At 72.8% G+C, this 12,162-nt stretch carries 12 protein-coding genes; 10 read left to right on the plus strand and 2 right to left on the minus strand.

Features of this window, described 5'->3' with window-relative positions; all coding sequences use genetic code 11:
- Window positions 1–65: 65 nt before the first annotated feature.
- Window positions 66–1,556: a trypsin-like peptidase domain-containing protein gene (locus tag VGR37_06525; GenBank protein ID HEV2147037.1), complete on the minus strand. Its 1,491-nt coding sequence runs from the start codon at window positions 1,554–1,556 to the stop codon at window positions 66–68.
- Window positions 1,557–1,691: 135 nt separating this feature from the next.
- Between VGR37_06525 and VGR37_06530 the strand changes: the two genes are divergently transcribed.
- Entirely contained in the window at window positions 1,692–2,372 is a 681-nt protein-coding gene (locus VGR37_06530; GenBank protein ID HEV2147038.1) for a response regulator transcription factor, read from the plus strand.
- On the plus strand, window positions 2,369–3,640 hold the full coding sequence (locus VGR37_06535; GenBank protein ID HEV2147039.1) for a HAMP domain-containing sensor histidine kinase: 1,272 nt from the start codon (window positions 2,369–2,371) through the stop codon (window positions 3,638–3,640). Before VGR37_06530 ends, VGR37_06535 begins: the two co-directional genes overlap by 4 nt.
- Window positions 3,641–3,794: 154 nt before the next feature.
- Here VGR37_06535 and trpD read toward each other — a convergent pair whose 3' ends face one another.
- A complete protein-coding gene (gene trpD / locus VGR37_06540; protein HEV2147040.1) occupies window positions 3,795–4,850 on the minus strand; it encodes an anthranilate phosphoribosyltransferase in 1,056 nt (351 codons plus the stop codon).
- A 193-nt stretch (window positions 4,851–5,043) separates the two neighbouring features.
- Between trpD and truA the strand changes: the two genes are divergently transcribed.
- The 8 genes from truA to bamE all read left to right on the plus strand — a co-directional run.
- Window positions 5,044–5,805, plus strand: a complete 762-nt coding sequence (truA, locus tag VGR37_06545) for a tRNA pseudouridine(38-40) synthase TruA (GenBank protein ID HEV2147041.1) — start codon at window positions 5,044–5,046, stop codon at window positions 5,803–5,805.
- Window positions 5,806–5,871: 66 nt separating this feature from the next.
- Window positions 5,872–7,311 carry an adenylosuccinate lyase gene (gene purB, locus VGR37_06550; protein HEV2147042.1) on the plus strand — a complete coding sequence of 480 codons (1,440 nt, stop codon included), beginning with the start codon at window positions 5,872–5,874 and terminating at the stop codon, window positions 7,309–7,311.
- Between the two features lie 32 nt (window positions 7,312–7,343).
- Window positions 7,344–8,897, plus strand: a complete 1,554-nt coding sequence (locus tag VGR37_06555; protein HEV2147043.1) for a carboxypeptidase M32 — start codon at window positions 7,344–7,346, stop codon at window positions 8,895–8,897.
- A 132-nt stretch (window positions 8,898–9,029) separates the two neighbouring features.
- Complete coding sequence (locus VGR37_06560; GenBank protein HEV2147044.1) at window positions 9,030–9,971, plus strand: phosphoribosylaminoimidazolesuccinocarboxamide synthase; 942 nt, start codon at window positions 9,030–9,032, stop codon at window positions 9,969–9,971.
- Window positions 9,968–10,858 (plus strand): CDP-diacylglycerol--serine O-phosphatidyltransferase, encoded by an 891-nt coding sequence (gene pssA, locus VGR37_06565; protein ID HEV2147045.1) that lies wholly within the window; start codon window positions 9,968–9,970, stop codon window positions 10,856–10,858. Before VGR37_06560 ends, pssA begins: the two co-directional genes overlap by 4 nt.
- A complete protein-coding gene (gene purS / locus VGR37_06570; GenBank protein ID HEV2147046.1) occupies window positions 10,855–11,124 on the plus strand; it encodes a phosphoribosylformylglycinamidine synthase subunit PurS in 270 nt (89 codons plus the stop codon). Before pssA ends, purS begins: the two co-directional genes overlap by 4 nt.
- Window positions 11,121–11,816, plus strand: a complete 696-nt coding sequence (purQ, locus tag VGR37_06575; protein HEV2147047.1) for a phosphoribosylformylglycinamidine synthase subunit PurQ — start codon at window positions 11,121–11,123, stop codon at window positions 11,814–11,816. The genes purS and purQ overlap by 4 nt, the downstream gene beginning before the upstream one ends.
- A 23-nt stretch (window positions 11,817–11,839) precedes the next feature.
- Window positions 11,840–12,162 (plus strand): outer membrane protein assembly factor BamE (gene bamE / locus VGR37_06580; GenBank protein HEV2147048.1); only part of this gene is annotated, 323 nt, incomplete at its 3' end.

Genomic DNA, 12,162 nt, shown 5'->3' on the forward strand with positions numbered 1-12,162 from the left:
CCCCGCAGCTGCGGGGCGGCCCTCGTGTTCGTTCCATCTTCTTCTATACGGTCACCGCGCCGGCGTCACTCGCGGATCCGGTAGTTGACGATCGTCTGCTGCCCGTCCTGCGTGCGGGCCACGATCGACACGACCCCGCCCGGCTTCAGGCGTGACGCCTCGGCGCGGACGTCTTCCACGCTGCGGACCTCGCGCCCGTTGAGCCGCTCGATCCGCATCCCTCCCGTCAGCGCGGAGGCGGCGGGGCCGGCGCGGTCCACCTCGGTCACGACGACCCCCTCGCTGAAGGGGAGCCGGTACTGGCGGGCCACCTGCGGGGTCACCTCCATGGCGTTGAACCCCAGGCGCTCCACCGCGTCGCGCCGGACTGCGGCGGGGGCGTCGTTGCTCACCGGCTTCAGGTCCAGCTCGCCCAGCTTCACCGTCACCCGCTCGCGCTCGCCGTAGCGGACGAGGTCCACCGTGACGCGCTCGCCGGGGCGCTTCGCCGCGAGGGCGGCCATGAGGGCGCCGTCGTCCGCGATGGCGCGGCCGTCCACGCCCACCACCACGTCGCCCATGCGGATGCCGGCCTCCTTCGCGGGCCCGGTGGGCTCGGTGGCGACCACCGCGCCGCTCGGGCTGGGGAGGCGGAACACCTCGGCGTCGGCCGGGGTGACGCCCCGGATCTGCACCCCCAGCATGGGACGGTGCACCGTGCCGTAGCGGATCAGGTCGTCGGCCACGCGCTTCGCCAGGCTGATCGGCACGGCGAACCCGTACCCGGAGTAGAACCCGGTGGGCGAGGCGATGGCGGTGTTGACGCCGATGACGCGGCCCTGCAGGTCCACAAGCGGCCCCCCGGAGTTCCCCGGGTTGATGGCCGCGTCGGTCTGGATGAAGTGCTCCAGCGGCGCGGTGGCGTTGCGGTCCTGCTGCATGATCCCCAGCGAGCGGCCCTTGGCGCTCACGATCCCGGCGGTGGTGGTCTGCCCCAGCGAGAGCGGGTAGCCCAGCGCCAGGACCCAGTCGCCGGTCTGCAGCGCATCGGAGTCACCGAGCTGCGCGACCGGGAGGCCACTGCCGTCCACCTTGAGCACCGCGATGTCGGTGTTCGGGTCGCGACCCACCACCTTCGCGGTCAGCTCGCGCTTGTCCGCGAGCACCACCGTCACCCGGGACGCATTGGCGACCACGTGGTTGTTGGTGAGGATGTAGCCGTCCTCGCTGACGATGAAGCCGGAGCCGCTCCCCTCCTGGGGCGGGGCGTTCCGCGGCGCGCCGCCGAAGAACTGCTCGTACGGCGTCCCCCGGAACTGCTCCGGCACCTGCGCTACGGGGCGGGCGGCGGTCTGCACCTTGACGTAGACCACCGCCGGGAGCGCCGTGCTGCTGGCGGTGCGGAACGCGGCGGAAAGCGACTCCGGCCCCGCGACCCGCCCCGCGATGGCCGGCTGGACGGCGCTCTGCGCGCCGAGGTCCTGGAGGGGGTCCTTGACGACTTCCATCGCGGTCGCCGCGACCCCCATCCCGACGACCAGCGCGCCCGGCACCGCGAGCTTGCGGATCCTGTTCATCTGCACCAACCTCCCTCTCTGGATACTGTGTCTCCTTCGTCCTGTGCGGCTCCGTACACGGTGGCGCCGATGCCCGTTCCGGCGTACGGTTAAGGATGAATTAGGCCTGGATTAAACCTCGTTAATGCAGCCGACATGCGTATCCTGGTGGTGGAAGACAGCGCGGGAATCCTGGGCTTCCTGAGAAAGGGGCTGCGGGAGGAGGGGTACACCGTGGAGACCGCCGAGGACGGCGACACCGCGTTCCGGAAGGCCGTGGCCGAGGGGTTCGACGCGGCCGTCGTGGACGTGATGCTCCCCGGCCGCAGCGGCTACCAGCTCGTGCGCGACCTGCGGGACGAGGGGATCGCCTTCCCCGTGCTCCTGCTCACCGCGCGCGACCGGGTCGAGGACAAGGTCGAGGGGCTGGACTCGGGAGCGGACGACTACCTGACCAAGCCCTTCGACTTCCCGGAGCTGGCGGCCCGCCTCCGCGCGCTGCTCCGCCGCTCCGGCGGTCCCGCCCCGGCGGTCCTGCGCGCCGGCGACCTGGAGCTGGACCCCGCGGCGCACGAGGTCCGCCGCGGGGGCGAGAAGGTGGAGCTGACCCCCAAGGAGTTCGCGCTGCTGGAGTACCTGCTCCGCAACGCGGACCGCCCCCTCTCGCGCGCCGTGATCATGGAGCATGTGTGGGGGATCCGCTTCGACCCGGGGACCAACGTGGTGGACGTGTTCATCAACTCTCTGCGCAACAAGCTGGACCCCGACCGCGAGCTGATCCAGACGGTCCGGGGGGTGGGCTACGTGATGCGGACCCCGGGCGGGGAGGAGGGATGACGCCCCGGCCCGATCCGCCCTCGCTGCGCCGTGAGATCGTCCTGTGGTACTCGGTGATCCTCCTGGTGGCGCTCACCCTGTTCGCCGGGCTCACCTACCTGATCCTGGCGCGGACGCTCGCGGGCGCGGGTACGGCCTCGCTGCGGCAGTCCGCGCTCACCGCGGAGCAGCTCATCATCCCCTCTCACGTGCCGCGGGTCACGGTCGAGGAGCGCCAGATGCCGCCGGGGAAGGGGGACGTGGAGGCGCTGCTTCGGCGCTCCCGCCTTCCCAACGGGGACGTGCTGGACATCTACGTGGCGCGCACCGGCGACGTGGAGGGGCGCGCGCTCCGCTCGTTCCTGGTGATCTCGCTGATCCTGATCCCGCTCACGGCCGCCGCCGCCGCCGTGGCGGGCCGCTCCCTGGCCGACCGGATCCTGCGCCCGCTCGACCGGCTGGTGTCCGCCACGCGGGAGATCGGGATCGGCGCGCTGTCCCGGCGCGTGGAGGAGCCGGACCGCCCGGCGGAGCTGCGGGAGCTTTCGCTGGCCTTCAACGGGATGCTGGAGCGGCTGGAGCGGGCGGTGGACACGCTGCGCCGCTTCACCGCCGACGCCAGCCACGAGCTGCGCACCCCGCTCACCGCCATCCAGGGCTCCGCCCAGGTGGCGCTGGCGCGGGAGCGCCCTCCGGAGGAGCTGCGGGAGACGCTGGGCGGCGTGCTGGAGGAGACGCGCTGGATGCTGGGGCTGGTTGAGGGGCTGCTGACGCTGGCGCGCGGGGAGGAGTCCGCCCCGGGGGTAGGGACCGGCAGGGTGGAGCTGCTGCCGCTGCTGGAGGACGTCCGCGACATCGGCGAGGCGCTCGCCGCCGGGAAGCCTGTGGAGGTCCGGCTGGAAGCCGCGGAGCCGTTCGAGGTGGTGGGCGAGGAGCGGCCCCTCCGGCAGCTCTTCCTGAACCTCGTCTCCAACGCGGTGAAGTTCACCGATTCCGGGGTCGTCACCCTGCGCGCCGCCACCGTCGAGGATCCGGAGGGGACCCGCTGGATCGACGTGGCCGTGGAGGACACCGGGACGGGGATCGCCCCGGAGGAGCTGCCGCGCGTGTTCGACCGCTTCTACCGCGGCGACGAGGCGCGCGTCCGCGCCGGCGGCACCGGGCTGGGCCTCGCCATCGCGCGGATGGTGGCCGAGCGCCACGGCGGGACCATCCACGCGGAGAGCGAGCCCGGCCGCGGCAGCACGTTCACCGTCCGCCTCCCCGCCGCCCCCGAGGCCGTGGAGTAGGCGGGCCCGCGGACCGAGACGTGCCTGAAAAACGGGCTCACGCAGAGGAAGCAGAGGAAAAGCGAGAGCAGTTGTCCTCTGCTTCCTCTGCTTCCTCTGCGTGCGTCCCGCCGTTCCGTGCTCAGTACCTCGCCCTCCCGGGCTCCGCTGCCCCCTATCGCCGCGTCGCCGTCCGCAGCGCCTCCAGGGCCGTCCACCCCGCCCCGCCGTCCAGCGCCTCTTCGGCCGTGCGGACGCCCTCGACCAGCGATTCCGCCTTCCCCGCGACGTAGACCGCCGCGCCGGCGTTGAGGGCCACGGCGGCGCGTGCCGCACCGCCCGCCTTGCCGCGCAGCACGCGCTCGATGGTGCGGGCGTTCTCCTCCGGCTCGGCTCCGCCCAGCCCCTCCGCATCGGCCGGCTCCCATCCCAGCGCCTCGCGCGGGTCCAGGGTGCTGCGGGCGAGCTCGCCGTCGCGGAGCTCGATCACCTCCGTGGGGCCGATGGGGCTCAGCTCGTCCATCCCCGGCTCGCCGTGCACCACCAGGGCGCGCTCGTGCCCGAGCGCCCGCAGGCCGCCCGCAATCAGCTCCAGGAGCCCCGGGTCGGAGACGCCGACCACCTGGCGGCGGGCCATCGCCGGGTTGGTGAGCGGCCCGAGCACGTTCATCAGCGTGGGCATCCCCAGCTCGCGCCGTACGGGGCCCACGTGGCGCATGGCCGGGTGGTGCAGCGGCGCGAACATGAAGACGATCCCCGTCTCGTCCAGCACCGCCGCCTCCTGCTCGGGGGTGAGGTCCAGCCGCACCCCGAGCGCCTCCAGCACGTCCGCGCTCCCGCAGCGGGAGGTGAAGCTCCGGTTCCCGTGCTTGGCGACGCGCACCCCGGCCCCCGCTGCGACCAGCGCCGCGGCGGTGGAGATGTTGAAGGTGGTGAGCGCGCCGCCGCCGGTGCCGCAGGTGTCCACCAGCTCCTCCGTGGCGGCCACCGGGACCGGGACCATGGCGCGGCGGAGGGCGCGGACGCCGCCCGCGACCTCGTCCGCAACGGCGCCGCGGACGCGGATGGCGACCAGGAGCGCGGCCATCTGCACGGGGGTGGCCCGCCCCTCCATCACCTCGCCGAAGGCGCGCTCCGCCTCGGCGGCGGAGAGGGGCCGCAGGGTGGCGGCGCGGATCAGCTCGCCGAGCGGCACCTCGGCGGCCTCGCCGGAAAGGACCCCGTCGCTCATGCGGCGCCCCCGCGCGGGGGACTGAGGTCCCGGCCGGCGGGACCCGGTGGCACGGTACGCATCGTCGCGGTGGTGGAGGGTGGCGGGTAGTGGGGAAACGCACGGTCGGATCATACCTCCCGCCCACGGAGACTGTCAATCGACCGCGGGGGCGCGCTTGACACGGGGTGGGGCCCCGCCAACCTTGTCGCGCGTGAGCACCACGGAGACACGCCGCATCCGCTTCACCGTCCACTACGACGGGCGCGACTTCTTCGGCTGGCAGGTGCAGGCCAGGGAGCGCACCGTGCAGGGCGAGCTGGAGCGCGTCCTGTCTCGCCTGTTCGACCGCCCCGCTGGGGTGGTCGGCTCCGGCCGGACCGACCGTGGCGTGCACGCGACCGGCCAGGTGGCCGCCGTGGACGCCCCCGCGAAATGGACGCCGGCCGCGCTCCTGCGCGCCATGAACGCCCTGCTCCCCGGCGACGTGTGGATCGCCGACGCTGCGGAGGCCGCGCCGCGCTTCCACCCGCGCTACGACGCCGTGGCGCGCTCGTACGTGTACCGCGTGGGCCTGCAGCGCGAGGCGCACTCGCCCTTCCGCGCCCGCTGGTGCTGGCCCCTGGCGAAGCCGGTGGACCGGGCCGCCATGGAGCGCGTCACCCGCGCCCTGGTCGGCGACCACTCCTTCCGGGCCTTCGCCAAGGCGGGCCAGGAGGAGCGCGGCGACCGCTGCATCGTGGCCGAGGCGCGCTGGGCGGAGTGGGAAGCGATCGGCATCGAGTTCCACGTGACCGCCAACCGCTTCCTGCACCACATGGTGCGCTACCTCGTGGGGACGCTGGTGGACGTGGGCCTCGGCGTCCGCCCGGAGGGCGACGTGCCGGCCCTGCTGGCGAACACGCCGGGGCTGGAGACCTCGCCGCCCGCCCCGCCGGAGGGGCTTTTCTTGCGGGAGGTGCGGTACCCGGAGTAGTGCGGGAGTGCGGGAGTGCGAGGTGCGAAGTGCGGAAGTCAGGCGGACACAACAGATCATGAACCCATGTCGATCGACCGATACAGCAACCCGCTGACCGAGCGCTACGCCTCCCCGGAGATGTCGCGCATCTTCTCGCCCGCGTTCAAGTTCGGCACCTGGCGCAGGCTCTGGCTGGCGCTGGCGGAAGCGGAGAAGGAGCTGGGGCTTCCCATCCCGGACGAGGCCATCGCCGGGATCCGCGCGCACCTGGACGACTTCGACCTGAAGCGGGCAGCGGAGCTGGAGAAGCAGCTCCGGCACGACGTGATGGCCCACGTGCACCACCTGGGCGAGCAGGCGCCCGAGGCGCGCGCCATCATCCACCTGGGCGCCACCTCGGCGTACGTCGGCGACAACACCGACCTGATCCAGCACCGCGAGGCGCTGAAGCTGGTCCGCCGCCGCCTGGTGAGCGGCGTGGCCGCGCTGGCGGAGTTCGCCCGCGAGCACCGCGACCTGCCCACGCTGGGCTTCACCCACTTCCAGCCCGCCCAGCCCACCACCGTGGGGAAGCGGGCGACGCTCTGGATCCAGGACCTGCTCCTGGACCTGGAGGAGGTGGACTTCCGGCTGGACACGCTGCGCTTCCGCGGGGTGCGCGGGACCACGGGGACGCAGGCTTCGTTCGTGGACCTGTTCGAGGGCGACGGCGAGAAGGTGGACCGGCTGAACCGGCTCGTCGCGGAGAAGATGGGCTTCGCCGACCGGCTGTACGGCGTGACCGGGCAGACGTACACCCGGAAGACGGACTACGCCTGCCTCGCCACGCTGGCGGGGGTGGCGCAGTCGGCCAGCAAGTTCGCCAACGACGTGCGCCTCCTCTCGCACCTCAAGGAGGTGGAGGAGCCGTTCGAGGAGCACCAGATCGGCTCCAGCGCCATGGCGTACAAGCGCAACCCCATGCGCTCGGAGCGGATCAACGCGCTCGCCCGGCACGTGATCGCGCTCACCATCGACCCCGCCTTCACCGCGGCGTCGCAGTGGTTCGAGCGGACGCTGGACGACAGCGCCAACAAGCGCATCGCGGTGCCGGAAGCCTACCTTGCGACGGACGCGGTGCTGCTGATCGTGCACAACGTGGCCTCCGGGATGGTGGTGTACCCGGAGATGATCCGCCGCCGGCTCATGGAGGAGCTCCCCTTCATGGCGACGGAGAACCTGATGATGCGCGCGGCCAGGCGCGGCGGCGACCGGCAGGAGCTGCACGAGCGGGTGCGGGTGCACTCCATCGCCGCGGGGCAGGAGGTGAAGCAGCACGGCCGCCCCAACGACCTGATGGACCGCATCGCCGCGGACCCGGCGTTCGGCGTCACGCGCGCGGAGCTGGAGGAGGACCTGCGCCCCGAGCTGTACGTGGGGCGCGCTCCGGAGCAGGTGGACGACTTTCTGCGTGAGTGGGTGCGGCCCGCGCTGGAGCGGCACTCCGCGGAAGTGGAGGCGGAGGCCCCCGCGCTGCACGTCTGAGCCCACCGGACCCGAACCGAGGCACCCCACCGATGGCGACCACCGAGACTTCCGCCCCCGCGGAGCGCAGCGACCTCCCCGGGCACTACCAGGAGCTCACGGCCCTCCTCCGCGAGGCGGCGACGCTCGCCTCCGTGAGCGCCACGCTGGGGTGGGACCAGGAGACGATGATGCCCCCCGCCGCCGCGCCGCTGCGGGCGCAGCAGCTCTCCGCCCTCTCCGCGCTGGTGCACGAGCGGCGCACCTCGCCCCGGCTGCGGGAGCTGCTGGAGCGCTGCGAGGAGGACGCGTCGCTCGCCTCCGACCCGGTGATCGCGGCCAACCTGCGCGAGGTGCGCCGCGGCTTCGACCTTGCGACTAGGCTTCCCACCTCGCTGGTGCGGGAGATCGCCGAGACCTCTTCGCGCGCCATGGAGGCGTGGAAGGACGCGCGGGAGCGGGACGACTTCGCCGCCTTCGCGCCCTGGCTGGCGAAGACGGTGGAGCTCGCCCGCGTCAAGGCGGAATGCTACGGCGTCCCCGAGGGGGCCGACCTGTACGACGCGCTCCTGGACGAGTTCGAGCCGGGGATGACCAGCACAGAGGTGGAGCGGGTCTTCGGCGCCCTCCGGGCCGGCCTCGCCCCGCTGATCGCCGCGATCGCGGAATCCGCCACCCGGCCGGAGATGCGGCTGGGGAGCGTCCGCGTCACCGCGGGGGCGCAGAAGGCGCTCGGCCGGCGGGTCCTGGAGCGGATCGGCTTCGACTTCCGCGCGGGACGGCTGGACGTCTCCACCCATCCCTTCTGCGAGGGGGCCGGGCCGGGAGACACGCGCCTCACCACGCGCTACAGCGAGGACGAGTTCCTCGATGCGCTGGTGTCCTCGCTGCACGAGGCGGGTCACGGGATGTACGAGCAGGGGCTCCCCAAGGACGCGTACTTCGGCCAGCCGGTCGGGGAGGCGGCTTCGCTGGGGATCCACGAGAGCCAGTCGCGGATGTGGGAGAACATGGTGGGCCGGTCGCGCCCCTTCTGGGAGTGGGCGCTCCCCGTCGCGCAGGACGCCTTCGGGAGCGCGCTCGCCGGGACCACGGTCGAGGAGATCTACGGCTACCTCAACCGGGTGAAGCCGGGGCTCACTCGCGTGGAGGCGGACGAGGCCACCTACAACCTGCACGTGATGCTCCGCTTCGACCTGGAGCGGGCCATGCTCCGCGGCGACCTCCCGGTGCACGACGTCCCCGGCGCCTGGAACGAGCGGATGCGCCAGGACCTGGGAGTGGTGGTCCCGAACGACCGGAGCGGCGCGCTTCAGGACATCCACTGGTCCATGGGGGCGCTGGGCTACTTCCCCACCTACACGCTGGGGAACGTGTACGCCGCGCAGCTCTGGGAGACCATCCGCGAGCAGCTCCCGCAGCTAGACGGGCAGCTCGCCCGGGGCGACTTCTCCGCCCTGCTGGAGTGGCTGCGCGAGAACGTGCACCGTCACGGCCGGCGCTTCCGCGCGCCGGAGCTGGTGGAGCGCGTCACCGGCAGGCCGCCCTCGCCGGAGCCGCTGCTGCGCTATCTGGAGGCGAAGCTGAAGCCGCTGTACGGGATCTGAGCGCGGCTGCGGACTGCGCCGCGGCGCGCCTGGCCCACCTCGTGCCACGAGGGTTTCCGGTTGCCGGGGCACCGGGCGGCTGATAGCTTCCCGGCTCGCCGAAACCCCAGACACCGGACGGAAACGCGGGCCGTGACTTCTGCGATCGCCTCGACGGACCTCCCTTTCCCCGTCTTCCGCCGCGGGAAGGTGCGGGACGTGTACGACCTGGGCGACGCCCTGCTGATGGTCGCCACCGACCGCGTGAGCGCCTTCGACGTGGTCCTCCCCCAGCCCATTCCGCGCAAGGGCGAGGTCCTCACCCTGATCTCGGCCTGGTGGTTCGCCCGCACCCGCGACGTGGTGCCCAACCACCTGCTCGCCGTCGACCCCGACGCCATCGCCGACCGCTACCCCGCCCTGGCCCCCACGCGCGACGTGTGGGCCCGCCGGGGCATGCTGGTGCGGAAGACGGAGCCGTTCCCGGTGGAGTGCGTGGTCCGCGGCTACGTGTCCGGCTCGGCGTGGAAGGAGTACACGGCCTCCGGGAAACTGGCCGGGGAGCCGCTCCCGGCGGGGCTGGCGGAGTCGGCACGGCTGGAGCCGCCGGTGTTCTCCCCGGCCACCAAGGCGGAGACGGGGCACGACGAGAACATCCCCTTCGCCCGGATGCGCGAGATCGTGGGCGCCGGGACCGCGGAGCGGCTGCGGGAAGCCAGCTTCGGGCTGTACCGCCGGGGGCTGGAGATCGCGGCGGCGGCGGGGATCGTCATCGCCGACACCAAGTTCGAGTTCGGGCGCGACGCGGACGGCACGCTGCGCGTGATCGACGAGGTGCTGACGCCGGACTCGTCGCGCTTCTGGCCGGCGGACCGCTACGCCCCCGGGCGCGGGCAGCCGTCGTTCGACAAGCAGCCGCTGCGCGACCACCTGCAGGCCCTGGCGAACGAGGGTCGGTGGGACATGCGGCCTCCCGGGCCGGACCTCCCCCCGGAGGTGGTGGAGGAGACCTCCCGGCGGTACCAGGACGCCTTCCGCCGCATCACCGGGCACACGCTGGACGACTTCCCCCTCGCCGCGGAGGTGGCGGCGTGACGCCCCCCGGGGAGGCCAACGTGCACCCGCGCCGGCGGCGGCTGCGTCGGGGGATCGTCATCCTCCCCAGCGCCTTCACGATGGGCAACCTCTTCCTGGGGATCTGGGCCATCGTGGAGGCCACCCGCGGCAACTTCGTCACGGCGGGGTGGCTGATCGTCGGCGCCGCGTTCATGGACATGTTCGACGGGCGCATCGCCCGCTTCACGGCCACCGGGAGCCCCTTCGGCGAGGAGCTGGATTCGCTCGTGGACGCGGTGTCGTTCGGGGTGGCGCCTGCGCTGATCGCGTACTTCGCCTTCTTCGGCGGGGGCGAGTGGAACTGGATGATCTCGTTCCTGTACATCGTGGCCGCGATCCTGCGGCTCGCCCGCTTCAACATCGAGCAGGCGGGAACGGCCAAGTCGGCGTTCCACGGGCTCCCCTCCCCCACCGCGGGGGTGTGCGTGGCGACGTTCTACGCGTTCACGCAGACCGACCTCTGGCGGGAGCTGTTCCCGCGGGTGAACGTGGGCCGGGTCGCCGGGTGGCTGGTGCTGGGGGTGGCGATCCTGATGATCAGCAACGTGCTGTACTCGGTGGTCCCGCGCTTCAGCCCGCGGACCTGGGGCGGCCGGCTGGCCTTCTTCCTGGCCTTCGCCTCCATCGCCGCGGCGTTCACGTTCCCGGAGTACTTCTTCTTCCCAATGTCCATCCTGTACATCACGGTCGGGCTGGTGCGGACCGTGCTGGCGGGGTTCGAGGAGCGGCTCCCGGAAAAGGACCCGATGATCCTCGAGGAGGAGGAAGAGGAGCCCGAGTCGCAGCGGGACTTGGACTACGAAGAGATCCGGCCCGGCCGGGGACACCGCGTGGAGGTCCGGCCCATCAACGAGGAGGCGACGTGACGGAACACCAGATCGAGGTCCGGGTGACCCCCCGCCGGGGGATCCTGGACCCGCAGGGGAAGGCGGTCGCCGGGGCGCTGGCCTCGCTCGGCTTCGAGGGCGTCTCCGACGTGCACGTGGGGCGCCTGATCGTCTTCACGCTCCGGGCGGAGGGCGAGGAGGAGGCGCGGGAGCGCGCCGACGCCATGTGCCGGCAGCTCCTGGCCAACCCCGTGACCGAGGACTACGACGTGCGCGTGGCCCCGGCGGAGGCGGCGGTCCAATGAAGCTGGGCGTGGTGACCTTCCCCGGCTCCAACTGCGACTACGACTGCTACAAGGCGATCGAGGAGGGGCTGGGCGCGGAGGCGGTGTACCTCTGGCACAAGTCGCACGACCTGGAGGGGGTGGACGCGGTGTTCCTCCCCGGCGGCTTCTCCTACGGCGACTACCTGCGCGCCGGCGCCATCGCCTCGCAGAGCCCGCTGATGCGCGAAGTGAGCGCCTTCGCGGAGGCGGGGGGACCGGTGGCGGGGATCTGCAACGGCTTCCAGATCCTGTGCGAGGCGGGGCTCCTCCCCGGCGCCCTGATCCGCAACCGGAGCCTGAAGTTCGCCTCGCGCACCGTGCACCTGCGGGTGGAGAACGCCGACACGCCGTTCACCACCGCGTACGAGCGCGGGCAGGTCCTCCGCGTCCCCATCGCCCACGGCGAGGGGTGCTACATCGCGGAGCCGGAGACCGTCGAGGAGCTGGAGCGGAGCGGGCGGGTGGCGTTCCGCTACGTGGACGCCTCCGGCCGGGCCACCGCGGAGGCCAACCCCAACGGCTCCCTGAACAACATCGCGGGGATCGTCAACGAGCGCGGCAACGTGCTGGGGATGATGCCCCACCCGGAGCGGGCCGTCGCCGCGCTCCTGGGCTCGGAGGACGGCATCGGGCTCTTCCGTTCCCTGGCGGACCACCTGGTCCGCACCTGAACCCTTCGACTGGGAGGACCGCCATGCAGACGCGAACGCTCCTGTTGCTGGCCGCCGGTGTCGCCGCCGCGCTCCTCCCCGCCGCCCCCGCGGCCGCGCAGACGATCCGCGAAGGGATGACCGAGGCGCAGGTCCGCGGCGCCCTGGGCGAGCCGGCCGCCGTGCGCCGCACCGGCGACGGCTGGACCTACCTCTTCTACCTGAACGGCTGCGCAGTCCGCTGCGGCTCGGACGACGTGGTCTTCCTCCGCGAGGGGCGCGTCGCCACCGCCGTGTTCCGCACGCCGCGCCGCCGCTTCGCCGGCCCCGCCCCCGCCTCCGCGCTGGAAGGCGAGGCGGGCGCCTC

The organism is Longimicrobiaceae bacterium (genome assembly GCA_035936415.1).
Classification (GTDB): domain Bacteria; phylum Gemmatimonadota; class Gemmatimonadetes; order Longimicrobiales; family Longimicrobiaceae; genus JAFAYN01.

What these genes read in the sequence shown, in the direction of transcription:
- VGR37_06525 (HEV2147037.1), bottom strand. Translation starts at nt 1,556, where the DNA reads ATGAACAGGATCCGCAAGCTCGCGGTGCCGGGCGCGCTGGTCGTCGGG.
- VGR37_06530 (HEV2147038.1), top strand. Translation starts at nt 1,692, where the DNA reads ATGCGTATCCTGGTGGTGGAAGACAGCGCGGGAATCCTGGGCTTCCTG.
- VGR37_06535 (HEV2147039.1), top strand. Translation starts at nt 2,369, where the DNA reads ATGACGCCCCGGCCCGATCCGCCCTCGCTGCGCCGTGAGATCGTCCTG.
- trpD (HEV2147040.1), bottom strand. Translation starts at nt 4,850, where the DNA reads ATGAGCGACGGGGTCCTTTCCGGCGAGGCCGCCGAGGTGCCGCTCGGC.
- purB (HEV2147042.1), top strand. Translation starts at nt 5,872, where the DNA reads ATGTCGATCGACCGATACAGCAACCCGCTGACCGAGCGCTACGCCTCC.
- VGR37_06555 (HEV2147043.1), top strand. Translation starts at nt 7,344, where the DNA reads ATGGCGACCACCGAGACTTCCGCCCCCGCGGAGCGCAGCGACCTCCCC.
- purQ (HEV2147047.1), top strand. Translation starts at nt 11,121, where the DNA reads ATGAAGCTGGGCGTGGTGACCTTCCCCGGCTCCAACTGCGACTACGAC.